This window comes from Nocardiopsis alkaliphila YIM 80379, from assembly GCF_000341005.1.
Taxonomy (GTDB): Bacteria; Actinomycetota; Actinomycetes; order Streptosporangiales; family Streptosporangiaceae; genus Nocardiopsis; species Nocardiopsis alkaliphila.
In genome coordinates, this window is the sequence record NZ_ANBD01000103.1 from 47,994 (window position 1) to 74,408 (window position 26,415).

The window sequence follows — 26,415 nt, forward strand, 5'->3', positions numbered from 1 at the left end:
TACTTGTTTCTTATTCTTGATGTGTCAGATTTGAGATGTGCGGGGTTGAGTCGTCGCCGACGGTTGGGGGATTCGTCGGCGGCGACCACCTCGCGCACAAGGGGTCGTGAGACCCCCGGTTCAGCGCCCGTCCCGGACGGGGGCGAGGACGGTGCGAATGCCTCAACCGCATCCGCGACGGGTTTACCGTGTCCTTACCCCGGTTTGTGAGAGAACGGTTGCCGCGGCCGGGGCCAAGAACGCCGCTGCCGGTGTGTTGGGGGATGCGCCGGCAGCGGCCCCCTTTTTTGTTCCCAGGTATCGAACTCCGCAAAGGACAACGTTGCGCGTACTCGTGGTCGAAGACGAACGGGTTCTGGCCGACACGGTGGCGGTCGGGCTCCGACGGGAATCCATGGCCGTGGACGTGGTCTACGACGGTGACTCCGCCTTGGAGCACGCCGTGGTCAACGAGTACGACGTGATCATCCTCGACCGAGACCTGCCCGGAACCCACGGCGACGACGTCGCCCGCACCCTGGTCAACGAGAGCTACACCGGTCGCATCCTGATGCTCACCGCCTCCGATGGCCTCCAGGACAAGGTCGATGGGCTCACCCTGGGCGCCGATGACTACCTGGCCAAGCCCTTCGCCTTCCCCGAACTGATCGCCCGCGTGCACGCCCTGGGGCGCCGCTCGGCGCCACCGCTCCCTCCCGTTCTCGAACGCCAGGGCCTCACCCTGGATCCGGCCAACCACCGGGTGTACCGGGACGGCCGTGAGGTCTCCCTCACGCCCAAGGAGTTCGCGGTCCTCCAGGTTCTCATGCGCGCGCAGGGCACGGTGGTCAGCGCCGAAGGACTGCTGGAGAAGGCCTGGGACGAGAACGCCGACCCCTTCACCAACGTCGTTCGGGTCACTGTCATGACCCTGCGCAAGAAGCTCGGTAGTCCTCAGGTCATCCAGACGGTCCCCGGTGCGGGATACCGACTGTGAGACCGGGTGAGCGTCCCGAACCGGGGCAGGTGGAAGCCACCCGGCCCGGTGACACCGGGACTTGGCGGAGCCTGAACTCGGTGGCCCCCGGAGGGGAGAGCATCGAGCGCTCCGCCGCCCACGCCAGGGTCCGTCGCTTCACCGACAACCTCAGCCTGCGCGCCCGCCTCACCCTCATCTACGGGATGCTGTTCTTCGCGGCGGGCTCCCTGCTGGTCCTGGTCAACTACCTGGTCGTCGCGCTGCTGCTCAACGCACTCCTGGCAGAGGAGAGCCTGGCCGAGCTCATCGAGCACAGTCACCACATCGAACAGGTCCTCACCCACGTCACCCGCTACTCTCTGCTGGCCCTGTTCCTGGTGGGTCTGCTCGCGGTCGCACTGGGGTACGCGGTCGCCGGGCGGGCGCTGTCACCGTTGCAAAAGATCACCCGCATCACTCGGCGACTGTCCGAACGTTCCCTGCACGAACGCATCGCCCTGTCCGGTCCCGACGACGAGATCCGTGAACTCGCCGACACCTTCGACGGCATGTTGGAGCGACTGGACCGGGCCTTCGATGGTCAACGTCGTTTCGTGGCCAACGCCTCCCACGAGCTGCGCACCCCCTTGGCCATCAACCGGACCCTGCTGGAGGTGGCCTTGAGCGCACCGGACGTGTCCGCCGACCTCAAGACCGTAGGGCAGACCCTCCTGGAGACGAACGCCCGTCACGAACGTCTCATCGACGGGCTGTTGTTCCTGGCCAAGAGCGACCGTGAACTCGAGGTCAAGGCCAGGGTCGACCTGGGCGAGGTCGCCGGAACCGTGCTCAGTCAGCTTTCCGGCGACATCGACGAGTCCGGTTTGTCGCTGCGCCAAGACCTGCGCCAGGCTCAGGTCATCGGGGATCCGGTGCTGTTGGAACGGTTGGTCGCCAACCTGGTCGAGAACGCCCTCAAGTACAACGTGACCGACGGAGAACTCACCGTTCGCAGCGGTATGTACGAGGGAATGCCCGCGGTGCAGGTGGAGAACTCCGGCAAGGTCATTCCCGCCTACGAGATCGAAGGGCTCTTCGAACCGTTCCGGCGTGGCTCCGAGGACCGCGTGGGCTCGGGACGCAGCGCCGGCCTGGGGCTGTCCATCGTGCGTTCGGTGGTTCGTGCCCATGAGGGCGTCGTCACCGCCTGGCCCCGTGCGGGCGGCGGTCTGGTCGTCACCGTGTGCCTGCCCGTCCCGCCCCGTCAGGGTGGGGAGGGCGGCGAACGCCGTTGAGCGGTGTTCTTTCTGCTCTTCCCCTCGGTTTCGGAGCGCGTTCGGGTGCCTGGGAGTCAGGGACGGGCTCCAAGAGGGACCGTGGCGCCCACCGTGCGGTCTCTCGTCCCTCGCCGGCTCGTTCGCCCTCGACGGACGGCCCGGCGGCCGGCGGTTCCTTCCCGAGCGATCCCGCCCACGTCACCTCCCCGGGTTTCGAAGAACGGAGCCTGCCGGAGCTCGAACGCCGGCCCCCGTGGTTCACCGAAGAGGACCCGGGGCGAACACCGAGCTGCGTTCGGCCCTGCTTCGTGGTATTCATACGTGTCCGAAGACACGCCCACCCCGGGCACGAGCGACTAGTCGGGGTGGGTATGCTTCCCCGGGCGTGGACACCGAGGGAATCCCTCCTGACGTGGGCATGTCCTGTGATTCGCCTGAATCGGGGGAGTCGTCCACGCTCGCCCATGATGGGGGGGCACGACGTGTTTTCCGGTCTAGGGGACACCCGGCGTTGGGTAGTACACGGGGAAACATCCCGTGAGGGGCCACCGAGCTTGGCCGCCTCCGGTCACGTTCTTCGTGAGCACGCCGCTGACCTGTGGAAGGTGGCCCGGGAGGGGGCACCTTCCATGAACACCGGGAAAACTCATCGACCGAACCGGGCACAACGAAGGTCTCTCAAGCGTTACACCCGCGCGACGAGGCACTAAAACGAGGGGGATGGAGTTAGCAGAGATGGCCACCGACTACGACAGCCCGCGCAAGACCGACGAGGACATCAACGAGGACAGCCTCCAAGAGCTGCAGGCGCGGCGCGTGGACAAGGGCACCGGGACCATCGACGTCGACCCCGACGAGGTGGCCGAGGGCATGGAGCTGCCCGGTGCGGACCTGTCCGGTGAGGAGCTCGCGGTGCGCGTGCTTCCACGCCAGGCCGACGAGTTCACCTGCTCGCGTTGCTTCCTGGTGCACCACCGCAGTCAGCTCGCCGAGCAGCGCGCCGGACAGCTGGTCTGCAAGGAGTGTGCCTGAATCAGACACCCACGGGTCCTTCGACCCCACGATGGTCGCGACGAGTGAACGGCGTCGGGAACGGGACTCGTGCGACCACCGGCCAGTGGGAACACGATCCGGTGCGTTCCTCCTCGAACGCGCCGTGCCCGGTACTCGACCACCCACCGTTTCAAGGGCCTCGATGGGCCCCCTGGTGACGTCGCCGCCTCCGGGTTCGGGGGGTGGCACACGGCGACGTGGGTGACGGCGGGCGGTGGACGGCCGACTCCACACGGGAACACCCGGTGGGGTGAGCCGTCCACCGCCACCCGTCCGTCACCGACGAGCCAGGACCTGGTCAGGGCTCCAGGTCGCGTCCGCCGGATCCGATCATCCGCTTACGGGTGGCGCGAACGGCCAGTACCCGGGCCACTTCCACGCCCACACCGGCGATCACGGCCCAACTCAGGGCACGTCCCAGGCTCACGTCGGGGGACTCCAGGTCCGTCGGCGGCTCCTCGCCGGTCGCGCGGGTCCAGGCGAAGGTCAGCGCCTTGCGCGTGACGAACTCCGCCGCGAAGCCGGCCACGAGTCCGAGGACGACCGGTGCGACCTCACCGTCCTTCTTAGCCATGTGAATCGTTCACCGTTCCCTTGTGCGTACGATGGTGCGCGCGAGGGCGCACCGTCTGCCCGGAGAGTCTTTCACGTCCGCGTCGTCTCGCGCAGCGTTGGCGGGGCGGCGTCGAGAACCGGCGTGGCCCAGGCCATTCCATTCTGTGCGCCCGGAGCCGAGAACCCGGAGCGATCATCCTTCGAAGAGCACTAACATTGGCCCCATGACCAACCGCTCTCATTCCTTCCGCATGCCCGACAAGCCTTCGCTGGACGGTATCGAGGCGAAGTGGGTGGACGTATGGGATGAGTCCGGCGTCTACCACTTCGACCGCACCCGCAGCCGCGAGGACGTCTACTCGATCGACACCCCGCCGCCCACGGTCTCGGGTTCGCTGCACATCGGCCACGTGTTCTCCTACACGCACACCGACACCATCGCGCGTTTCCAGCGCATGAACGGCAAGGCCGTCTTCTACCCGATGGGCTGGGACGACAACGGCCTGCCCACGGAGCGTCGTGTGCAGAACTACTACGGCGTTCGCTGTGACCCCTCGGTCCCCTATGACCCGGACTTCGAGCCGCCGGCCAAGCCCGACCCCAAACGACAGGTCGCCATCTCCCGTGGCAACTTCATCGAGCTGTGCGACGAACTCACCATCGAGGACGAGAAGGTCTTCGAGTCCATCTGGCGTCGCCTGGGGCTGAGCGTCGACTGGCGGCACACCTACGCCACCATCGATGACGATTCCCGGGCCACCGCCCAGCGCGCCTTCCTGCGCAACCTGGCTCGTGGTGAGGCCTACATGGCGGAGGCGCCCACCCTGTGGGACGTCACCTTCCGCACCGCCGTGGCCCAAGCCGAACTGGAGGACCGGGAACGCCCCAGCGCCTACCACAAGATCGCCTTCCACAAGTCGGACGGTACCCCGGTCCACATCGAGACCACCCGCCCCGAGCTGTTGGCCGCCTGCGTGGCCTTGGTGGCCCACCCCGAAGACGAGCGTTACCAGGACCTGTTCGACACCACCGTGACCACACCGATCTTCGGTGTCGAGGTCCCGGTCAAGGCGCATCGCCTGGCAGACCCCGAGAAGGGGTCCGGTATCGCCATGATCTGTACCTTCGGTGACACCACCGACGTCACCTGGTGGCGTGAGCTTCGGCTTCAGACCCGGCCCATCATCGGTTGGGACGGTCGCATCATCGCCGACCCGCCTCAGGGGATCGACTCCCAGGCCGCGCGTGAGGCCTACGCCGCCCTGGTCGGAGCCACCGTCCACACCGCGCGTGAGCGCACCGTGGAGATGCTGCGCGCCAGTGGGGAACTGGTCGGTGAGCCCACGCCCATCACCCACCCGGTGAAGTTCTTCGAAAAGGGTGACAAGCCCCTCGAGATCGTCACCACCCGCCAGTGGTACATCCGCAACGGGGGTCGGGACGAGGATCTTCGCGCCCGGCTCATCGAGCGTGGGCGTGAACTGACCTGGCACCCGGCGCACATGCGTCAGCGTTACGAGAACTGGGTCGGCGGCCTCAATGGTGACTGGCTGATCAGCCGCCAGCGCTTCTTCGGGGTTCCCTTCCCGGTCTGGTATCCGCTGGACGCCGACGGCAATCCGCGCTACGACGAACCGCTGTTGCCCAGCGAGGACCAGCTGCCCGTCGACCCCAGCTCCCAGGCGCCCGCCGGGTACACCGAGGACCAGCGTGGCCAGAGCGGCGGGTTCATGGGCGACCCCGACGTCATGGACACCTGGGCGACCTCCTCGCTGTCCCCGCAGATCGCCTCCGGCTGGGAACGCGACCAGGACCTGTTCGAGCGGGTCTTTCCGATGGACTTGCGTCCCCAAGGCCAGGACATCATCCGCACCTGGCTGTTCTCCACCGTGGTCCGCGCCCACTTCGAGAACGGAACCCTGCCCTGGAAGACCACCGGCATCTCCGGCTGGATCCTGGACCCGGACCGCAAGAAGATGTCCAAGTCCAAGGGCAACGTCGTCACCCCGATCGCACTACTGGAGAAGTACGGCTCCGACGCGGTCCGGTACTGGGCGGCCAGTGGTCGTTTGGGTACCGACACCGCGATGGACGAGGGCCAGATGAAGATCGGCCGTCGGCTCTCCATCAAGATCCTCAACGCCAGTAAGTTCGTGATGTCGGTGGCCGGTGAGAACACCACCACCGACCCCTCCAGGGTCACCGAACCCCTGGACCGGGCGATGTTGGCGACGTTGGCCGACCTGGTGGAGGAGACCACGGCCGCGTTCACCTCCTATGACCACACCCGGGCACTAGAGCGCACCGAGCGTTTCTTCTGGGACTTTTGTGATGACTACCTGGAGTTGGTCAAGGCTCGCGCCTACGACACCGAGTCCGCCGAAGGTGCTTCGGCCCGCACCGCCCTGCTCATCGCCCTAGGCGCTCTGCACAGACTGTTCGCGCCCTTCGTCCCCTTCGTCACCGAAGAGGTCTGGAGCTGGTGGCAGGAGGGGTCGGTGCACGCCCAGGCCTGGCCCGAGGCCGCCGAGTATCGTCGTGCGGCCACCGGTGGCGACCCGATGGTCTTGGCCGCCACCGCCGAGGTCCTCCACGCGGTCCGCAAGGCCAAGTCCGAAGCCAAGTTGTCCATGCGATCCGAAGTGGAGCACGTCAAGGTCTCCGGTAAGCAGGTCGAGGCGGCCCGTTCCGCCGCCTCCGACATCGCTGCCGCCGGTCGCACCGCCGGGATCGACTTCCAGGTCACGGACGAAAGTGAGCTCACCGTCCAGGTGACCCTCCCATCGGAGGAACGGACCACGGAGTAACGATTCGACCAGACCCGTTCGACGGGGCGGTTTCCGGTAGGAGCAGACCGGAGACGCCCCGTCGACGTCGTCTCCACATCGCTTCGCCTCGGCTCGGAGTTCGGGCACCCGGGTCATGCCGTGGGAGCGATAGGCTCGGCAGATGTGAGTACCTCATCCCTGGAAGACACCCGGGTGCCGATCACGGTGCACCGCCTGGATCCCGGGCTGCCGCTGCCCGCCTACGCCCATCCCGGCGACGCGGGTGCGGACCTGTACACCGCCATCGACGTCCTCCTCGATCCCGGGGAGCGCGTCACCGTACCCACCGGTCTGGCGATCGCGCTACCCGACGGTCACGCGGCCTTCGTACATCCCCGTTCGGGGCTGGCCGCCCGCTGTGGGCTGACGGTCGTCAACGCTCCCGGCACCGTGGACGCCGGTTATCGAGGCGAGATCAGGGTGACCCTGCTCAACACCGACCCGCGCACCGCCGTGAAGCTCTCACGCGGTGATCGGATCGCTCAACTGGTGATCCAGCGTGTGGAGCGGGCCGAGTTCGTTGAGACGGACAGGCTGCCGGAGTCGGCGCGCGGATCGGGTGGTTTCGGTTCGACCGGGGGCCACGCCGCCCGGCGCTGAGGTCCCCGACTCCCCGGCGTGATCCCGGGACCCACGAAGAAGCGAAGAGGTGAAGGCGTGTTCGGACGCCGCCGTAAGAAGCGGGACCAAGAGACCAAGAGAGCCGCTGAGGAACAGAGCCGTCCTCAGCCAAGCCAAGGCGCCGCGGGCGCGGTCTCCTTCGGCAACGAGGTGGAGCCGGAGCGCCCCACACACCGGCCCGTCAAGGAGGAGGACCGATACCGGGCCACCGGCCCCTGGGACTCGGAAGAGGACGCACCGGACTCCAAGCGGATGGACCTGGGCAGCATGCTCCTGCCGATGGAGCAGGGCACCGAAATCCAGGTGAACGTCGCCCAGGACCGACAGGGCAAACAGAAGATCATCGGCGTGACCCTGGTGCGCGGTAAGACCGCCCTACAGGTACAGCCCTTCGCCGCTCCCAAGTCCTCCGGACTCTGGGACGAGATGCGGGAGGAACTGCGCGGACAGGTCACCCAGCAAGGTGGCAAGGTCGAGGACCATGACGGCACCTTCGGCCCCGAGCTGCAGGCGGTCATCCCGATCAAGGGCAAGAAGACCGAGGATGGCCGCCAACTGGGCCAGCGGGTGCGCTTCATCGGTGTGGACGGTCCGCGCTGGGTACTGCGTGGTGTCATCCGTGGTGAAGGGGCCTCCAAACCCGAGGTGATGTCGGAGATCGAGCAGATCTTCGCCGACATCGTGGTGGTTCGCGGCGACCAGCCGGCGCCGCCCAGTGAACTGCTGCCGATCACGGTGCCCAAGCAGATCCAGGAGCAGATGGCCGCCGCGGCCCAGCAGCGCGCCGCCCAGCAGGCGGCCCAGCGTGGCAACGCCGGAAGTTCGCCCAACGGTTCGGCGAGCGGCCCGCCGACCGGTGGTGCCACGAACACCTGACGAAACGGCCTTTGGCCAACGTGTTCGGGGCGCGCGGTTTCCGTAGTGTGGCTTCATGGACGAGACAACGCGAAACAGCGCCCCCCGGCCATTGCCGGAGGACTGGCAGCGGCTCCCCGCGGTGGTGGCACACCCCGATGACTTGGAATTCGGCTCCTCCTCCGCCATTCACCGTTGGACCTCGCAGGGTAAAGACGTGGTCGAGCTGTTGGTGACCAAGGGCGAGGCCGGGATCGACTCGATGGATCCCGGGGCCGCTGCCCCGGTGCGCATGGCCGAGCAACGCGCCTCCGCCGAGGCGGTGGGCGTCGCCACCGTGGAGTTCCTGGACTTCCCCGATGGAATGCTGGAGTACGGGCTGCCCCTGCGTCGGGCCTTGGCGGCGGCGATCCGACGGCATCGACCGGAGGCGATCGTGTCCATCAACTTCCGAGAGAGCTTCGGTGAGGGGTCGGGCTTCAACCACGCCGACCACCGCGTGTTGGGACCGGCCCTGCTGGACGCGGTCCGTGACGCCGCCAACCGGTGGGTCTTCCCCGAACAGTTGGTGGAGGGCACCGAGCCATGGTCGGGGGTGCGTATGGTGGCCTTCGGGTCCGCTCCCGAGCCCACTCACTACGTGGAGCTGGGTGAGGAGGACCTGGCCGCCGGTATCGCGTCCCTGGACGCCCACGAGGTGTACCTGGCCAACCTGGAGGGTTTCGACCAGAAGACCTTCCTACGCAAGGGAGCTGTGCGTGCGGGCGAACAGGCGGGGGTGCCGTTGGCCACTGCCTTCGAGGTATTCGAGTTCTGAACCGATCCTTCCGGGTCACCCGACGCACATGGGAGATCGGGGAGCGAGATCCCGGTTCAGGAAGGTCGTGTCGTGGGGCCTGGCCGTGCTATCGGCCCTGGTGGTGGTGGCCGGCATCGCCTTTGTGGGCTGGGCGCTCGATCCGCACCAGGCCGAACCGGGGCCCCTGCGGAGTGTGCGGGAGGATCCCGCCGTGGAGGTGACCCGTGGTGAGGACGTCGTGGTGGTGTCCCCGACGGGGGAGCCCTCGGGTATCGGGGTGGTGTTCTACTCCGGTGCCCGGGTGGAGGCCGACGCCTACGTGGCTCCGTGGGCCCCGGTGGTGGCCGCCACCGGAGTCACGGTCGTTCTGCCCGACCTACGGCTCAACCTCGCCCTCCTCGATTCGGCCCGGGCCGAGGACGTGGTGTCCCAGGCACCGCAGGTACGGACCTGGTACCTGGGCGGCCACTCCATGGGTGGGGCCTTCGCCGCCCAGCACGTGGGTGCCGGGGACACCACGACCGAATGGGAAGGGCTGGTGCTGTGGGGTTCCTACGCGGTGGCCGCCGCCGATCTGAGCGACCGTGACGACCTGCGGGTGCTCTCGGTGGCCGGTGACCGTGACGGTGTCCTGCCCTTGGAGGAGATCGAGGACCGAAGACCGAACCTGCCGGCCGATGCCCTCACGGTGACGGTGGAGGGCATGAACCATGCCCAGTTCGGTGCCTACGGGGAACAGGCCGGGGACGAGGAACCGACATTGACCGACGCCGAGGCCCACCAAGCCCTGGCCGAGGTCACCGCCGACTTCCTCGATCCCTGATCGACCACTCCGCCCGTTCGGACCCGGTCTACCCGGCGGGACCGGGATCGACGGGGTCACTCACGTGCCCGGTGAACAACAGAGCCGCCCCTCGGCGCAGCGTGAAGCGGAACGGTCGGTCCACCGTGAACTTCTTGGCCTTGGGCGGGATCGCCGCGGACATCACCATCATCGCCGCGGTGGCCGCGGCACCCTCCGCGCCGCGCTCGTCCACCCTCAGCACCGATTGGTGCACGATCGCGTCCACCTTGAGCGGCTCTTCGCTGACCCCGGAGAAGTCCGCTTCATCGCCGGAGAGCCTACGGACCGGAGCCGCGCCACGGGCCAGGGGATCGAGTAGGGCGATGTCGCTTTCGACCGCGAACCGGGGCAGGGCGAGATCGATCTGTTCCGGGCGGCGGGCCCCGTACAGACCGTACAGGGCCCTTTGATCCGGTGCCCGCGTCCCCTCGCCCAGGAACACGTCCAGGGTCAGACCGTGTTCGCCCGGCAGGCTCACCATCCGCCATTCGCCGTGTTCGGCGTAGGTCATGCGCCCGTTGCGGTGCATGGTGGGCACCCGGCGAGTGCCGCCCGGAGCGTGGAAGGGCCGATTCCGAGTCTGTCCCGCCTCGAAGGGATCACGCCAGAGCATCTTCACCCATAGGGCGTTGACCAGTAGCATCCGTAGGTCGGAGTGGACCGTGCCAGGGGTGAGCAGTTCCTCGATGAGTCCCTGCGTGACCTCACGGACCCGACCATTGACCTTGCGTCGCACCCCTTCGGAGTCACCTCGAAAGTCGACCTGCTCCACTTCGGCGCCGACGCGGGACCGGACCCGCTCCTCGAACTCCGCGCGCACCGGCAGGTCCGCGGGCACGTACAGACCGTTGAGGACGGCCATGCCCAGACCTTGAACCGTCTCGACGGCCGCGTCCAACGCCGTGGTGTGTCCGGCCAGGTCACCACCGGGGGCCAAGAGGTCGAGCAACTCCTGTCGGGTCCGGCCCCCGGCCCCCTCGGCCAGCAGTGTCAGCACCGATCCGACCGAGTACGGCGACCAGACGTGCGAAGCGTCCTTCGAGAACAACTCCCGTTCCAATACGGCGGCGAAACGGGCGTGATCCTCCTGGGGTGGCCGATCTTCTCCGCTACTGCTCAAACGGACCTCCTCATGACGAGCGGTGGGCCGCCAGAGTACGGAACGGCCGGCCCCTCAGGCCAGTCCCGGCACGGACCACACGGAACTGCTCATCGCCGCCACGGGCCTTTCAAGACCGGTTCGGGGGGCGTGGAGCCTCGGGGTGAGAAAGCGCACGCGACAAGGCATCACCAATGGGGACGAGAACGGTCGATTCCGCTTCGGAACCCCTACGAACGGTGAACAGGGGATGTGAGGACTCACATAGGGTGGTGCATCATGGTCGACGGCCCTTGGGCCCACAGCGAGCACCGGACGCGGGAGCGGGATGACTGAGCAGGAACGGGCCTCCGAGAAGGCGGCCCAGGCCGACGGGCGGGTGCACGCCGCCACCATCGTCACCGAGGGCACGGTCGAGGCACTGGTCCGTACCAAGCTCGCCGAGGCGCTGGGTGGTAAGCGCGGCATGGTCGAGGCGGCCATCCCCACCCTGACCTTCACTCTCTCCTACGTCATCTTCTCCGAGTTGCGATCGTCGATCATCCTCGGAGTCGCCGCGGCACTGATACTCGGCGTGATCCGCCTGGTGCAGCGTTCCTCGATGCAGTACGTCCTCACCAGTCTGTTCGGGATCGGCATCGCCGCGCTCTTCGCCATGCGCAGCGGTAACGCCGCCGACGCCTTTTTGCCGGGCATCATCTACAACGCCGTCTACGCGGTGGTGCTGTCCCTATCGATCCTGGTGCGCTGGCCCGCCATCGGGTTGATGCTCGGCCCCTTCATCGGGAACAAGGAGGACTTCACCTCTTGGCGGAGCAACCCGGCGGTGGTCGAACTCGCCTCTCGGCTCACCTGGTTGCTGGTGCTGCCCTGCGTCATCCGGGTCGTGGTCCAGTACCCGCTCTGGCTCGCCGACAGCAACGGCTGGGCGGACACCTTCGCCATCCTGGGGATCTCCAAGGTCGCCATGGGCTGGCCGCTCCAGGTCGCCGCCTTCACCGCGATGGTGTGGGTCTTGGCCCGTGGACGTACCCCGCTGGAGTCCGAGGAAGGGACCGGCGAACCCCCTCGGAGCACGGACTCGCACTAGTGTCGTGGCAGCCGAGGCCCACCCTTTCGCGGCCCCAGGTCGTGTTCTTGCATCATTGTGGGCTCGCTTCCACCGGCTCTCATCGCGCCCATGTGCTCGTGAAGCACGACCAGGCCGAACTTCGCACACCGCCTTGCCAAAGACGCCTGGACGGCCGCTCACCGATCCGAAGGCCTGCTGAACAACACTCCCTAGGAGTTCTCTGCCGGGTCGGCTTCGTCCACCGGGCCCAAGACCTCCTCCAACGGCTCCAGGGCCTCCGTTTCGGCCAGGAAGACCATGGTGTTGCCCACCGAAAGGGTGTGTTCCGGAGCCGGAGGACGAACCCCCCCGGGGCCCAGTACCGCTACCAACGCCACCCCTTCGGGCAGCGCCGCCATCAACTCCGACTGCGGTCGATCCACGAACGGGCTGCCGGCGTGCAACACCGATTCGGCGATCTCCGCCCCCGGCAACGGAGGTAGCGCGCCGTCCTCGAGGTCACGCTCCTCGGGCACCCCCTCGACCAGGTCGGCGATCAGTCGGGGCGGGGAGACCGCCAGGTCGACGCCCCAGGAGTCATCGAACAGCCACTCGTTGTCGGGGTCGTTGATCCGAGCGATCACCCGGCCCACCCCGAACTCCGTCTTGGCCAGTAACGAGACCACCAGGTTCACCTTGTCGTCGCTGCTGGCGGCGATCACCACGTCGAAGTCGCCCAACCGGGCGTCCTCCAGGGTGGCCAACTCACAGGCGTCGGCGAGCAGCCACTCCACCTGGGGCAGGTCGTCCACCCCGATCGCCCGAGTGTCCCGGTCGATCAACAGCACGTCGTGTCCGTTGCCCGCCAACTCCGTGGCGATGGAGCGGCCCACGCTTCCGGCCCCCGCGATGGCGACCCGCATCTCAACCACGCCCCGTCTCGTCACCGCGCGGTGTCTCCAGTCGCTCGGCCAGACCATCCATGTCCCGGCCGTGCGCGACCACGTGCAACACGTCGCCTTCCGCCAACGGTTCTTCCGAGGTGGCGAGCACGATGCTGCCCTGACGTACCAGGTACACCAACCGTAGCGGGAACCGGTCCTCCAGTTCGGCCACACTCGTCCCGGCTCGACCTCGGGGAAGGGGGAGTTCCCGCATGACCAGACTGCCCGAGGCGTCCTGCCACTCGGGGGAGGCCTCCAACTGGTCGTCGCCGGGGATCATCCGGCGCAGGATCGCGTCCGCGGTCCAGTTCACCGTCGCGACCGTCGGAATGCCCAAGCGCTGGTACACCTCGGCCCGCCGAGGGTCGTAGATGCGCGCCACCACGTTCTGCACCCCGAACGTCTCGCGCGCCACCCGAGCCGAGATGATGTTGGAGTTGTCGCCATTGCTGACGGCGGCGAAGGCCGAGGCACGGTCCACACCCGCGGTCAGCAGGACCTCACGGTCCTGCCCGCTGCCCCGCACGGCGTGTTTGGCCACCGAGCCGCGTAGCCGACGGAAGGCGTCGGGGTCCTGGTCGATCACCGCCACCGTGTGGCCCAGGTCCACGAGTGTGTGCGCAAGGGTAGAGCCCACCCGGCCGCACCCCATGATCACGATGTGCACCTTGTCAGTACTCCCTGTCCACACCGGGGCGCACGGGTCCTGCTCCCATGGCCCGCCGGGTCCACCTTGACACACATCGGTGTGACCCGCGCGACCGGCCCGGCCCTCAGACCTCGGACCAGCCCGGGCGGTGCTTCGGGGCCGGTAGATTGGGGCCGCTCGGTGGCTGTGCGCGCAGGGTCACCCGCAGTCCCCGAACCGACCACCGAAGGACACACCGCCATGACCCGTGTTGGTACCGAGATCGAGATGACCGTCGACGACGTCGCCCACGGAGGTTGGTGTGTGGGGCGCCACCACGAGCAGGTCGTCTTCGTCCGCCACGCCCTGCCCGGTGAACGCCTGCGGGTCCGTGTCACCGAACAGACCACACGTTTTCTGCGAGGTGAGGCCATCGAGGTGCTCGACTCCTCACCGGACCGGGTCGAGGCCCCCTGCCCCTACGCCGGTCCCGGTATGTGCGGCGGTTGCGACTGGCAGCACGCCTCCTTGGACGCCCAGCGTCGTATCAAGGGCAAGGTCGTCGCCGACCAACTGAGCCGGATCGCCGGTATCGACCTGGACGTGGACGTGGAGGAACTGCCCGGAACCCCCGATGGTCTGGGCTGGCGCACCCGGGTGCGCTTCTCGGTCGATGAGGAGGGCCACGCCGGACTGCGGCGTCATCGCTCCCACGAGATCGAACCGATCGACCGCTGCCTGATCGCCCACCCCGGCGTATCCGAACTCGGGGTGACGGACGTGCGCTGGGAGGACGTCAAGGACGTGGAGGCGGTCGCCTCCGCCACTCGCGCCGACCGGGCCATCGTGGTCACCCCCACCACGGCCAAGCTCGCCGCACTGCCCGAACTGAAGGCCTCCAGCGCGGTACTGCGTCGCTTCAAGGGCGGACGGGTGCAGTCGGTCCGCGGCCGTAAGGGTGTACGCGAGGACGTGGCCGGACGCGAGTACCGGGTCGGCGCCGGCGGATTCTGGCAGGTCCACCCGGCCGCCGCCGAGACCCTGAGCGGCGCAGTCTTGGACGCCTTGGAGCCCAAGCCGGGCGAGACCGCCTTGGACCTGTACTGCGGTGCGGGCCTGTTCACCGGGGCGCTCGCCGACGCGGTCGGTCCCCAGGGCCGTGTGATGGGCGTGGAGAACGGGGCCACCGCCGTCCGTGACGCCCAGTACAACCTCAAGGACCTGCCCCAGGTGCGGATCGAACGCGCCGACGTGGCCAAGCAGATGCGCGAATGGGCCGACGTACGCGCCGACGTGGTCGCCTTGGACCCGCCGCGCGCCGGCGCGGGCAAGGAGGTCGTGCGCAAGGTGGCGGGCATGAAGCCGCGCCGGATCGCCTACGTCTCCTGTGACCCCGCCACGCTCGCCCGTGACCTGGCCGAGTTCGACCGTGCCGGCTACCGGTTGGCGGGGTTGCGCGCCTTCGACGCCTTCCCGATGACCCACCACGTGGAGTTCCTGGCCATGCTGGAACCGGTCAGGCTCGCCCGCCGGCACCGCGAAGAGCAGGACTGAGCGCACGTACGCCGCCGACCCCTTGTCCGGGTCGGCGTACGAGCCGGAGCGGTCTTTCCAAGACTGCTCCGGTGACGTCGCGGGCCGCGTCGAAGGCGTTCTCGCGGGGGGAGGGGGCGATCATCCGGCTCGCCCGCGCCCGGTGGGCGCCTTCAGCACGGCCAGGCCCAGGGCGAGCACGACCAACCCGGACCAGGACACCAACGGCAGCCGTTCCCCCACCAAGGCCACGCCCAACAGCGCAGCCACGGCGGGTTCGGCCAGACTCAGGGTGGTGGCGGTGGAGGCGGAGGTGTGCCGCAGACCGTTCCCGAACAGCCAGTAGGCCAAGAACACGGTGAACAGTGCCAGATGTAGGGCGACCAAGGCGCCGTTGACCGTCGCCAGCCAGGCCACCCCGGTGCACAGGAGCAACGGAAGCACGAACAGGCCACCGCCCGCGAACATCGTGCCCATCACCGCGCCCGAAGGGTGCCCGCGCCGGATCAGACGCTCGGCGATGATCGCGTACAGCGAGTAGGAGAATCCGGCGACCAAGGCCAGAGCCACCCCCAGCGGGTGTACGGGGGCCGGTGTGCCGACCAGGTCGGGGCCCAAGACCAACACGGCGCAACCGAGTACGGCGGCGACGGTGGCCACCGCCCAACGTCCGCTGGGCCTGACCCGTTCCAGACCCCAGACCAGCAGTCCCGCGAACACCGGGGCACTGCCCAAGGTGATCACGGTGCCCACCGCGACCCCGGCGTGGGCGACGGCCGGATAGAAGGACAGGGGGTAACCGGCGACCGCCAGGGCACCCAGGATCAGGGCCGATCGGGTACGCCCATCGGACCGTGCGATCAGGGCGGTGGAGCCCCGTCCCACGAGGAACAGCAGGATTCCGCCCAGAACCAGCCCGGCCGAACCGGTGGCGGCGGGGTGGGCGCTGTCGGGTGCGAAGGACGCGGCGGTACCGGTGGTGCCCCACAACATGGCGGCGCCGAGGATGGGCAAAGGCCCATCGGTGAGCCGCTGCGAGAGGAGGGTGGGTCGTCCGGTGGTGGGAGCAGAGGTGTGTTCCGGCACGTTCGTACCTTCCGTCTTGCCGCCTGGGGAACGTCGAGGGGAGCACGACGGGCGGGCCGCTCACCGTTTCGGTGCAGGCCCCGTGGGCCGAAGAGGGCTCGCGAGCGCGTCGAACCAAGCGTTCGATGGCGGAAGGGTCTTGCGCCGGTGGTGGTGCACGCTCACCACGGTAGCGCGGCGGGTGATGATGGTCGGGCCCGGGCTCGTTGACTCCGAAGGCCCGGGGTTCCTCGTTCCCGATGGACTCGTTTTCCCGCGGTTCCGCGCGGCGATTCGAGAATGCCGGTGAGGGTGGGAGAAAATGGGACGTATGCGCCTGAGGATCTTCCTTGAGCCCCAACAAGGGGCCACCTACGAGGACCAGCTCGCCGTCGCCAGGGCCGCCGAGGACCTGGGGTTCGACGCGCTATTTCGCTCTGACCACTATCTCCACATGGGTGACCACGTGAGCGGCTTTCCCGGCCCCACGGACGCCTGGATCACCCTGGCGGGGCTGGCCAGGGAGACCTCCCGGATCCGGCTCGGCACCCTCATGAGCGCGGCGACCTTCCGTCACCCCGGCCCCCTCGCCATCTCCGTCGCCCAGGTCGATCGGATGAGCGGTGGACGGGTCGAGTTCGGCTTCGGTGCGGGGTGGTTCGAACAGGAGCACGCCGTCTATGGCATTCCGTTCCCCGCCACGGCCCGCGAGCGCTTCGATCGCTATGAGGAACAACTCGACATCATTACGGGGTTGTGGTCGACCCCGGCGGGGGAGACCTTCCGTTACGAGGGGCGGCACTACCGTTTGGCGGAGGGGCCGGCGTTGCCCAAACCACAGCAGGGTCCGCGTCCTCCGGTGCTGATCGGTGGCACCGGGCTCAAGCGCACCCCGCGGCTGGCGGCCAAGTTCGCCGACGAGTACAACGTGCCCTTCGCCTCGCTGGAGGACACCGCCGCGGCCTTCGGCCGTACGGCGGAGGCGGTCCGGACGTCCGGGCGCACCACGCCGATGGTCTACTCCGCGGCGCAGGTCTTGTGCGTGGGGCGTGACGAGGCCGAGGTGGCCAAGCGCGCCGACGCCATCGGTCGCCAGGTGCCGGAACTGCGTGAGAACGGTCTGGCCGGTACACCGGAGGAGGTGGTGGACAGGCTCGGCCGGTTCGGAGCCGCGGGCGCTGACAGGATCTACCTGCAGCTCTTGGACATGAGCGACCTCGACCACCTGGAACTGGTGGCCTCCGAGGTGGCGCCACGGTTGGGCTGACCGGGGCGCAAGGGGCGGGGCGCCCCTAGAGTGCGTGAGGGCACTCGATAACTTGATATCGAGATACAAGTTGGATACCTTGACATCAAGATATAGCGGGATTCCCCCGGCCCGCTCCCGGTCCGAGTGTGTGAGGTCGACCGCTTTTTCGGCGCTACGTCCGAGCCGGTGGGCGTCCGCGGCCAACGGGCCGCACGACCCGCGGTGATGTGACGTCGCCGCAGGTGGGAGTGGCCCTGAAGGGGCTTCGGGGTGACGGGGCGCGTGACCGGTGACCCTCGTTTTCGAGGGAGCCGGTCAGGGCGGCCTCAGTAGGTCCCGCATCCACCCCATGGGGCAGGATGCTGGGGACAAAGTGGCGAGATCAGGAGGCAGACACCGTGTCCGCGAACAGCTTCGGCGCCCGTGACACGTTGCGCGTTGGCGACGAGTCGTACGAATACTTCCGGCTGGACACCGTCGAGGGTTCCAGCCGTCTTCCCTACAGCCTGAAGGTTCTGTTGGAGAACCTGCTGCGCACCGAGGACGGCGCGAACGTCACCGCCGACCACATCAGGGCCCTGGGAAACTGGGACCCCAAGGCGCAGCCCAACCAGGAGATCCAGTTCACCCCCGCGCGGGTGATCATGCAGGACTTCACCGGCGTCCCCTGTGTCGTCGACCTCGCGACCATGCGTGAGGCCGTGCGCGACATGGGCGGTGACCCGGACAAGATCAACCCGCTCGCCCCCGCCGAGCTGGTGATCGACCACTCCGTCGTCGTCGACCTCTTCGGCAGCCCCGACGCCTTCGAGCGCAACGTCGAGATCGAGTACGAGCGCAACTACGAGCGTTACAAGTTCCTGCGCTGGGGTCAGACCGCCTTCGACGAGTTCAAGGTCGTCCCGCCCGGCACGGGCATCGTGCACCAGGCCAACATCGAGCACCTGGCACGCGTGACCATGTCCCGCAACGGTCAGGCCTACCCCGACACCTGTGTGGGTACCGACTCCCACACCACGATGCAGAACGGCCTGGGCATCCTGGGCTGGGGTGTCGGTGGCATCGAGGCAGAGGCCGCCATGCTCGGCCAGCCGATCTCCATGCTCATCCCGCGCGTGGTCGGCTTCAAGCTGACCGGTGAGCTCAAGCCCGGCACCACCGCCACCGACCTGGTGCTCACCATCACCGAGAAGCTCCGCGAGCACGGTGTGGTCGGCAAGTTCGTCGAGTTCTACGGCGATGGCGTGGCCGCCGTGCCGCTGGCCAACCGCGCCACCATCGGCAACATGAGCCCCGAGTTCGGCTCCACCGCCGCGATCTTCCCGATCGACGACGAGACCATCCGCTACATGCGTCTGACCGGCCGCTCCGAGGAACAGGTCGCGCTGACCGAGGCCTACGCCAAGGCCAACGGCTTCTGGCACGACCCGGCCCAGGAGCCTGAATTCTCCGAGTACCTGGAGCTCGACCTCGCCGAGGTCGTTCCCTCCATCGCCGGCCCCAAGCGTCCCCAGGACCGCATCGCGCTGTCCGCGGCCAAGCGGGTCTGGCGCCACGACGTCAGCGACTACGTCTCCGACGGCGCCGACCAAGTGGGCGAGGAGTCCTTCCCGGCCTCCGACGCCCCGGCCCAGGTCGCCAACGGCGATCGTCCGCACCGCCCGATCCCGGTCACCCTGGCCGATGGCACCGAGACCGAGATCGACCACGGCGCCGTCGTGATCGCCGCGATCACCTCCTGCACCAACACCTCCAACCCCTCGGTCATGCTGGGCGCCGCCCTGTTGGCCAAGAAGGCGGTGGAGAAGGGGCTGTCGCGCAAGCCGTGGGTCAAGACCTCCATGGCTCCGGGCTCCAAGGTCGTCACCGACTACTACGACCGTTCCGGCCTGACCCCGTACCTGGACAAGCTGGGCTTCAACCTGGTCGGCTACGGCTGCACCACCTGCATCGGTAACTCCGGCCCGCTGCCGGAGGAGATCTCCAAGGCGGTCCAGGACAACGATCTCGCGGTCTCCGCCGTCCTGTCCGGCAACCGCAACTTCGAGGGCCGGATCAACCCGGACGTGAAGATGAACTACCTGGCCTCGCCGCCGCTGGTGGTCGCCTACGCGCTGGCCGGTTCGATGGACATCGACATCACCACCGAGCCGTTGGGCACCGGTAAGGACGGCGAGCCCGTCTACCTGGCCGACATCTGGCCGAGTGCCGAGGAGATCCAGCAGGTCATGGACTCCGCGATCGCCTCCGACATGTACGAGGCCGCCTACGCGGACGTGTTCGCCGGTGACGACCGCTGGCGTGCGCTGCCCACTCCGACCGGCAACATCTTCGAGTGGGAGGACGAGTCCACCTACGTCCGCAAGCCCCCGTACTTCGACGGTATGGGCAAGGACCCGCAGCCGGTCACCGACATCACCGGGGCCCGTGTCCTGGCCAAGCTGGGGGACTCGGTCACCACCGACCACATCTCCCCGGCCGGTGCCATCAAGCCGGGCACCCCGGCGGCCGAGTACCTCAAGGCCAACGGTGTGGAGCGTCGCGACTTCAACTCCTACGGTTCGCGTCGCGGCAACCACGAGGTGATGATCCGCGGAACGTTCGCCAACATCCGCCTGCGCAACCAGATCGCGCCGGGCACCGAGGGCGGCTACACCCGCGACTTCACCAAGGACGACGCTCCGGTGACGTTCATCTACGACGCCGCGCGCAACTACGCCGAGCAGGGCACCCCGCTGGTCGTCTTGGGCGGCAAGGAGTACGGTTCCGGTTCCTCGCGTGACTGGGCGGCCAAGGGCACCAGCCTGCTGGGCGTGCGCGCCGTCATCACCGAGTCCTTCGAGCGCATCCACCGCTCCAACCTGATCGGCATGGGTGTCCTTCCGCTGCAGTTCCCGGAGGGCCAGTCCGCCGACTCCCTCGGCCTGTCCGGTGATGAGACCTTCTCCATCACCGGTGTGACCGAGCTCAACGAGGGTCGCGTCCCGGCCACGGTCAAGGTCACCACCGACACCGGTGTCGAGTTCGACGCCGTGGTGCGGATCGACACCCCGGGCGAGGCCGACTACTACCGCAACGGCGGCATCTTGCAGTTCGTGCTGCGCCAGCTGATCGCGAAGTAGTCCCACGAGCTCCGCTCCGTGCCCAACAGGCACGACGCGCGGTTCACGGGGCCGCCACCGTCCAAACGACGGTGGCGGCCCTTTTTTCGTGCTCTGCACGCCTTCGATCAACGGAAACGAAGACCCCGGGTTTCCGCAGGTCAACAAATTCCGGATATGCTCACTTGGCGCCCCGGCCACCGGAAGGCGTGGCCCTCGCCCCGGCCCTTCCCACCCCCGATGATCCCGACGGCATCGCCGAGACAGGATGACCGGATGTCTTCCCACCTCTCCCGAACCCGCCACACCTCGTGGCTGGGGTACGTGTCGTTGTCGGCGTTCTTGGTCCTGCTGTGCGCCGTCCCGGCCCAGGCCGACTCAGAGGAGTCCACGCAAGACGGGGTGGGGGCGGCCGAGTACTACGCCGGCCTCTTGGCCGAGGAACCCGAGGGCGAAGCGGTCGTCGTCGACGACTCGCTCGCGGGCCTGTACGACCTGGAGGAGCTGGAAGGGGACCTGCACGAGGCGTTCGGCCCACTGGAGGTTCCGTACTACGTGGTGGCCAGTGCGCTCCCCGGTCACTCCACCATGCCCAAGGACTTCTTGGCCGCGACCCAGGACCGAGTGGGAGAACCCGGCCTGTACGTCTACCTACGGCCGGGAACGGGCGAGGTGGCCGCGGTGTCCCGGGAGGTGGACCTGCCCGTGGACCGTGCCAACAGCGTGCTTTTGCGGGAAGGTGGGATCAGCACCTTCCTCCCACTGGAGGAGCGGGCCGAACTCTTCGCCCGGACACTGGTCGCCCCCGACCTCGACGAGCGATACGAGAAGAGATGGGGGCCGGGGCGCCGGCTCCTGGGGCCGGTCTACTGGTGGGCCGACACCTACCTGAGGCAACTGAGCCTGCAAAGCTACAACGGCCCGGAACGACTCGGTACGACCGCCGCCTTCGCCACCGGCCTGACCCTCACGCTGGCCGTGGCCATGGGATGGGCTCGTTCGAGGCGCCGGAAACGGGCCACCGAAGCGGGCCATACCGGCCGACCGGCCGGTGACCGTGCCCTCCTGACGGGCACGGCCCTGGCCACCGCCACCGGTGCGGTGATCATGATCGGGTCCCTGATCCACCTGAACAACGCGACCCTGCCCCAAGACGTCGAGAAGGCGGCCCCGCTCCCACCCGTGACACCGCCCTACGTCGTCGACACCGTTCGCCTGGAACGGGTGGCCCAGGCATTGCGGGAGGATCCCTTCTACGTGGACCCGCAGACGGAGATGGACACCCAAGGGCTGGCGGAGGTCATCGAACGAGACCTGCCCGAGGACTTTCCCGTCTACGTCACGGTGATGCCCATGAACCCGCACGACGAGTCGGGTGGCGATGGAGAGGTCTTCGCGCACGCCCTGCACCACGTGATGGGAGAAGACGGCTTCTTCGTCACCGTCCACAGCCGGTCGCGGGACGCGACCCAGGTGGACACGGCCCGGTTCGGTCTGACCTACGAGGACGGGGACCGGGACTGGTCGCACCTGGGGGACGTGACCGGCTACCTCACCGACATCACACCGGAGCGTGCCCTGGGTGAGCTGTTCGATGTCGTGGAGACCGAGATGGTGGTGGCTCCAGGAGAGGCCTCGGAGGTGCCCCATTCGGTGGAGTACCGGGCCGAACCGGCCCCCGAACGCTCACGTTTCTCCCGGTTCTTCTCCGAGGGCTTCTACCTCGCACTGTTCCTGATCGGGCCTTTGGCCGCCGTGGCGCTCCTCGCCCTGGTGCGGACGGTGGGCGCGGGTGTGGTCCGTGTGCGCGTCGCGCCCGGCCGCGCCCTACGCTCGCGCGCCGACCGTGCGGTGCGGCGGATGACCAAGGCGCTCCACGAGGCCCCCACCGACCACCCGGGGCGCAGGCAGGCGCTCCGAGAGTCCGATACGGCGCTGACCGTTCTGGCCGGCCGCCCCGACGAACTCGACCTCGTCGGGATCATCGTGCTGGCCGATCGGGTCGCCCTCAGGCTCGACCCGGATCCACAAACCGCCGCTTTGGCCGACCAGCCCGTGTGCGTGGTCGACCCCTTGCACGGACCGTCCGTGCTCCGAAGGGCCGGACGCAAGAAGAACGGCCATCGTGAAGTCGTGGTCTCGGTCCCTCTCTGTGCGGCCTGCGCCGTGCGCTCGAAGGCCCAACGGCGGAGCCGCGTCCTGCGGGTCGCCGCGCCCGAGGGAGGACGCGTTCCGCACTCGGAGTCGGATCGCGCGTGGGTCCGGAGCGGATACGGGGCCAGGCACCGACTCGACGTGGAAGAGCTGTTGAAGGAGTCCGATGTCCACTGACCACCGTAGGGTGAGGACCCGCCCGTTCATGTTCGCGGCCTCGCTCCTGGCCGTCTTCTTGGTGTTGGTCGCACCCGGGGCCGTCCTGGCCGACACCGAACCGGAGGCGATGAGCCCGACGGAACGGATCGTCGCCGAACTGCGGGAGTCGCCGGTCCACATCGACCCCTCCTTCTCGTCCGCCCTGCCCGAGGAACGCGCCGGCGCACTGGCCGAACGGATCACCGATTCCCGGATCCCGCTTCGTCTGCTGGCCGTGCCACTGATCGAGGGCGGTGACTGGTCCGGTGACGCCGACCACATGGTCGCGGCCGTGCACGACCGAATCGGAGGCCGGGCCCACTACCTGGTGACGGATGGTCGCAGCGTGACGGGCCACGACTTCGGTACCGAGAGCGCTCCTGAAGAGCAGCGGGCCTTCTATTCCGCTCTCGCGGTCTCCTACGAACTCGGCTATGACGCCCCGGCGGCCGAAAAGGTGGAGCGATCGGTGGAGATCGCCCTGTCCGACGACCCCTACGGAACCTATGAGGAACTCGTCGAGACCAGGCAGAAGGGGCCGCTCGACTGGATGTACTCGCTCGGTCCGGGCGGGTACTCGGCGCTCGTGATCCTGCCCTGGGCATTGGCGGTGATGGCACTGGTCGGTCTGGGGGTGGGCGTGTATCGCTGGCGCAGGCCCCGCGCCGTACCGACCGTCCCCCAACACGCCGCCTTCGACAACGCGAACCTGGCCCGTCGAGAGGAGCTGGCACGCAAGGCCGGACGGGAGTTGATCGAGTTCGGCGAACGGATCGGTGCCGCTCGGCCCCACAGCGACGACCCCGGGGCGACCGAGGCGTTGCGCCGTGCCCTCGACGCGCACGCCGCGGCCCGTAGCGTTCACGACCGGCTTCCGGACGAGGGGGCCCTGGTGGACGTCGCCGGTGTGCTCGTGTTGTTGGACATGGCCGAGGACCACATGGCCAGGGCCACCCGGCCGGCCCAGAAACGGAAGACGTCGCCCCTGCGCTCGCACTGCTACGCGAACCCGCTCCACGGGACCGACACCAAGGTGACGAAGTGGCGCGAATTCGGAGGGCTGAACGACATCCGGGTACCGCTGTGCGCCGTGTGCGCCAAGGCCGTCCGGGATCGGACCCGCCCCACGGTGTTGGCCGCGCGGTATCGGGGACGTGAGGTGCCCTACTACGAGGTACCCAAGGAGGAGAGCGTGTGGGCGGCCACCGGCTTCGGGACACTGAGCGATGACCTGGTCGAGCGGGTCCTGCGAGGTGACCACTCCCGACAGCGGTGATGACTCCATCGGCAGGGGCGCCCGAACGGGAACCCGGAGCGGCGCGGAGGGTCCCACTTCTGTGGCACCCTGACAGAGCCCTTTACGGTGGGCCATGCCAAGAGAACGCGAACGAACATAGGGACGGGCGGGGCTGTGGACGATCCCCAGGACCAGGACACGTGGGAGCGCGTGATCGGTGGCTACCGGCTGCTGAGGTCTCTGGGCCGAGGTGGGTTCGGTGAGGTGTTCCTCGGTGAGGCCGAGGACGGGACCCGGGCGGCGGTCAAGTTGCTGCACGCGAGCTGGTCGGGTGACCAGGACATGCGGCGTCGGTTCGCGGCCGAGGTGGAACAGGCACGCCGTGTGAGCGGTTTCTGTGTGGCCGAGATCTTGGACGCCGATCCCGAGGCCGAGCAGCCCTGGATCGCCTCCGAGTACATCGACGGCCCCACCTTGCAGGCCTCGGTGGAGTCCGATGGGCCCCGTACCGGGTCCGATCTCCAGCGGTTGGCGGTGTCGACCGCCACGGCGTTGGCGGCCATCCACGCGGCCGGGGTGGTGCACCGGGACCTGAAACCGGACAACATCATGCTCGCGCCGGACGGGCCGAGGGTGATCGACTTCGGGATCGCCCGCGCCGTGGAGGCCACCTCGGTGACCGCCAGCGGGGTGGTCGGCACCATCGGCTACATGGCCCCCGAACAGTTGGAGGGCGCCCGCCTCACCGCGGCCGTGGACGTGTTCTCCTGGGCGGCGGTGATGGTGTTCGCCGCCACCGGGCACGAAGCCTTTCCCGGGCCCACCCAGGCCTCCCGGATCGCTCGCATCCTGAGCGGGGAGCCCGATCTCGACGGTGTGCACGATTCGTTCGCCGGTCTCCTGAAGGAATGTTTGGCCAAGGAGCCCGGGGCCCGACCGGACGCCGCCCTACTCCTGCAAGGGCTGATCACCGGTGGATCGGACGCCGCTCTGACCCCGAACACCTTCGGGACCCAGGAGATGACCACCATCACCCCCGCGCCCAACGCGCCCACCCTGGTGGGTGTGGAGCGGACCCGGGTGGCCCCCCACTCGCCCGGTGGAACCGCTCCGGTGGCCCCCACGAAGGTCGCCCCGGCCGAAACCGGACCGGCCTCGGCCCCTCCTGCGGTCCGGCCACAGACTCCGCCCGCCGTCCCACCGGCGCCCCTCACCCCGCCCGGTACCTTCGCCCCCGCCCAGACCGGGGACGCCCCGCCCTACCACTTCGCGGGTGGCCGCTTCCATGACATGGGGGCTCTGGCCGAGGCGATGCAGCACCATTGGGCCGCCGCCGTCCAGGTCTTCAACGATCCCGACGAACACTCCGTCCTGGGTGCCTGGATCATGGAGGACCTGGGTGACACCACCATCGACCGAGGCCTGTTCCGTCGCCAGGTCGGTGACGCCAACCTGGCCGTCGCCTCCTTCATCGCCCAGGCGCGCCCCGACCTGCCGCCGGTCTTTCGTGGCCGCGCCGCCGCCATGAGCGACCTGCGCACGCTGTTCGCCGATCCGCGCCCACTTCTCACCGGTGCTCCGCTGGCCAACGAGATGATCCTGTTGGCCCGCCCCGAACTCCTGCGGGTCCTCGGCTCCCACCAGACCCCCGACCCTGGGGCACACCAGCGACTGGCCGATGACCTGGACCGTGCCGAACAGGCCGGCAACGCCCTGTGCGCACGTCTTGCCCAGGAACTGGAGGGGTGGCGTTCGACCCAGGTCTCTGTCAACCCCGCGCTGATCATGGCCTTCCTGCTCGACCCGGACCAGATCACCCCGCCAGGCGACGGCCGCGACCGAGGGGTGGCCGACTGGGTCGACATCCTCTGGGAACGCGTGATCGCCGCCGAACTCCCCGATTCGGCCGGATACGCAGCCGCCGTCCACGGCGCCATGCCCACCATCCGGGTGTTGGCCCGCCAACGCCGCTACTGGGAGGGCCGTTACTCCGAGGTCTTTGGGGCACACCAGGCCCTAGAGCAGAAGGTCCGGTTCCAGGAGAGAATGAACAAGGCCGCTCAAGTGTGCAAGTACGCCATCGTCGCCCTGCCCTTGGGATTCGTGCTGGGGCTGGCCCAGGGTGGTGGCTTCGGGGACTTCCTCTTCTGGCTGGGGGTCCTGGCCCTGATCGGCGCCGCGAGCGCCACGGTCACCAACTGGGTGATGTGCGGTGGCGCGGCCCGTCGGGCCCAGCGGGTCATGGAGCTGCACCACTCCCGCCGGCAATTGCCCCAACTCACCGACGGGGTGGAACGTATCCGCGCCGACCTGGAACGCGCCCGACGACTGTCCTCCGGCTGACCCGCACGGGCGGCCGGGCCCGAGCCCGAAGCGATCGCTCGGCC

The 26,415-nt window shown here is 68.4% G+C and carries 20 protein-coding genes; 15 read left to right on the top strand and 5 right to left on the bottom strand.

From position 1 onward, the window contains the following. Window positions 1-322 precede the first annotated feature (322 nt). The 3 genes from D472_RS0114980 (at window position 323) to D472_RS0114990 (ending at window position 3,246) form a co-directional block, all read left to right on the top strand. Window positions 323-976, top strand: a complete 654-nt coding sequence (locus tag D472_RS0114980; protein ID WP_026117711.1) for a response regulator transcription factor — start codon at window positions 323-325, stop codon at window positions 974-976. After that, entirely contained in the window at window positions 973-2,232 is a 1,260-nt protein-coding gene (locus tag D472_RS0114985; protein WP_017605296.1) for a sensor histidine kinase, read from the top strand. The genes D472_RS0114980 and D472_RS0114985 overlap by 4 nt, the downstream gene beginning before the upstream one ends. A 717-nt stretch (window positions 2,233-2,949) precedes the next feature. Further along, window positions 2,950-3,246, top strand: a complete 297-nt coding sequence (locus D472_RS0114990; protein WP_013153901.1) for a DUF4193 domain-containing protein — start codon at window positions 2,950-2,952, stop codon at window positions 3,244-3,246. A 319-nt stretch (window positions 3,247-3,565) separates the two neighbouring features. Here D472_RS0114990 and D472_RS0114995 read toward each other — a convergent pair whose 3' ends face one another. Further along, on the bottom strand, window positions 3,566-3,841 hold the full coding sequence (locus D472_RS0114995) for a DUF4235 domain-containing protein (RefSeq protein ID WP_017605297.1): 276 nt from the start codon (window positions 3,839-3,841) through the stop codon (window positions 3,566-3,568). A gap of 205 nt (window positions 3,842-4,046) precedes the next feature. Here D472_RS0114995 and valS point away from each other — a divergent pair, with 205 nt between their 5' ends. From valS to D472_RS0115020, 5 genes are all read left to right on the top strand, one after another. Further along, entirely contained in the window at window positions 4,047-6,629 is a 2,583-nt protein-coding gene (valS, locus tag D472_RS0115000) for a valine--tRNA ligase (RefSeq protein ID WP_017605298.1), read from the top strand. Between the two features lie 144 nt (window positions 6,630-6,773). Further along, complete coding sequence (gene dut / locus D472_RS0115005; RefSeq protein WP_026117712.1) at window positions 6,774-7,250, top strand: dUTP diphosphatase; 477 nt, start codon at window positions 6,774-6,776, stop codon at window positions 7,248-7,250. A 57-nt stretch (window positions 7,251-7,307) separates the two neighbouring features. Then, window positions 7,308-8,147, top strand: a complete 840-nt coding sequence (locus D472_RS0115010) for a DUF3710 domain-containing protein (protein WP_017605300.1) — start codon at window positions 7,308-7,310, stop codon at window positions 8,145-8,147. A gap of 55 nt (window positions 8,148-8,202) precedes the next feature. Next, the gene (locus tag D472_RS0115015; protein WP_026117713.1) at window positions 8,203-8,943 is read left to right on the top strand and encodes a PIG-L deacetylase family protein; all 741 of its coding nucleotides are present in this window, start codon (window positions 8,203-8,205) and stop codon (window positions 8,941-8,943) included. A gap of 28 nt (window positions 8,944-8,971) precedes the next feature. Further along, on the top strand, window positions 8,972-9,748 hold the full coding sequence (locus D472_RS0115020) for an alpha/beta hydrolase (protein ID WP_083903487.1): 777 nt from the start codon (window positions 8,972-8,974) through the stop codon (window positions 9,746-9,748). 28 nt (window positions 9,749-9,776) lie between these two features. On the opposite strand, the gene D472_RS0115025 is transcribed toward D472_RS0115020, so the two are convergent. Beyond that, on the bottom strand, window positions 9,777-10,889 hold the full coding sequence (locus D472_RS0115025) for a serpin family protein (protein WP_026117715.1): 1,113 nt from the start codon (window positions 10,887-10,889) through the stop codon (window positions 9,777-9,779). A 307-nt stretch (window positions 10,890-11,196) separates the two neighbouring features. Between D472_RS0115025 and D472_RS0115030 the strand changes: the two genes are divergently transcribed. Further along, window positions 11,197-11,958, top strand: a complete 762-nt coding sequence (locus tag D472_RS0115030; RefSeq protein WP_017605304.1) for a DUF3159 domain-containing protein — start codon at window positions 11,197-11,199, stop codon at window positions 11,956-11,958. 191 nt (window positions 11,959-12,149) lie between these two features. On the opposite strand, the gene D472_RS0115035 is transcribed toward D472_RS0115030, so the two are convergent. Next, entirely contained in the window at window positions 12,150-12,842 is a 693-nt protein-coding gene (locus tag D472_RS0115035; protein WP_033303895.1) for a potassium channel family protein, read from the bottom strand. A gap of 1 nt (window position 12,843) precedes the next feature. Continuing rightward, window positions 12,844-13,530 (bottom strand): potassium channel family protein, encoded by a 687-nt coding sequence (locus D472_RS0115040; protein WP_026117716.1) that lies wholly within the window; start codon window positions 13,528-13,530, stop codon window positions 12,844-12,846. A 222-nt stretch (window positions 13,531-13,752) separates the two neighbouring features. Here D472_RS0115040 and D472_RS0115045 point away from each other — a divergent pair, with 222 nt between their 5' ends. After that, entirely contained in the window at window positions 13,753-15,045 is a 1,293-nt protein-coding gene (locus tag D472_RS0115045) for a class I SAM-dependent RNA methyltransferase (RefSeq protein WP_017605307.1), read from the top strand. A gap of 120 nt (window positions 15,046-15,165) precedes the next feature. Here D472_RS0115045 and D472_RS0115050 read toward each other — a convergent pair whose 3' ends face one another. After that, window positions 15,166-16,110 carry an EamA family transporter gene (locus tag D472_RS0115050; RefSeq protein ID WP_017605308.1) on the bottom strand — a complete coding sequence of 315 codons (945 nt, stop codon included), beginning with the start codon at window positions 16,108-16,110 and terminating at the stop codon, window positions 15,166-15,168. A 310-nt stretch (window positions 16,111-16,420) separates the two neighbouring features. Here D472_RS0115050 and D472_RS0115055 point away from each other — a divergent pair, with 310 nt between their 5' ends. From D472_RS0115055 to D472_RS0115075, 5 genes are all read left to right on the top strand, one after another. Next, window positions 16,421-17,356, top strand: coding sequence for an LLM class F420-dependent oxidoreductase (locus D472_RS0115055; RefSeq protein WP_017605309.1), 936 nt, complete (start codon window positions 16,421-16,423; stop codon window positions 17,354-17,356). Between the two features lie 380 nt (window positions 17,357-17,736). After that, entirely contained in the window at window positions 17,737-20,460 is a 2,724-nt protein-coding gene (acnA, locus tag D472_RS0115060) for an aconitate hydratase AcnA (RefSeq protein ID WP_017605310.1), read from the top strand. Window positions 20,461-20,715: 255 nt separating this feature from the next. After that, on the top strand, window positions 20,716-22,770 hold the full coding sequence (locus tag D472_RS0115065; RefSeq protein WP_017605311.1) for a hypothetical protein: 2,055 nt from the start codon (window positions 20,716-20,718) through the stop codon (window positions 22,768-22,770). After that, window positions 22,760-24,067 carry a hypothetical protein gene (locus D472_RS0115070; RefSeq protein WP_017605312.1) on the top strand — a complete coding sequence of 436 codons (1,308 nt, stop codon included), beginning with the start codon at window positions 22,760-22,762 and terminating at the stop codon, window positions 24,065-24,067. Before D472_RS0115065 ends, D472_RS0115070 begins: the two co-directional genes overlap by 11 nt. Before the next feature lie 135 nt (window positions 24,068-24,202). After that, a complete protein-coding gene (locus D472_RS0115075) occupies window positions 24,203-26,371 on the top strand; it encodes a protein kinase domain-containing protein (RefSeq protein ID WP_026117718.1) in 2,169 nt (722 codons plus the stop codon). Window positions 26,372-26,415: the final 44 nt, after the last annotated feature.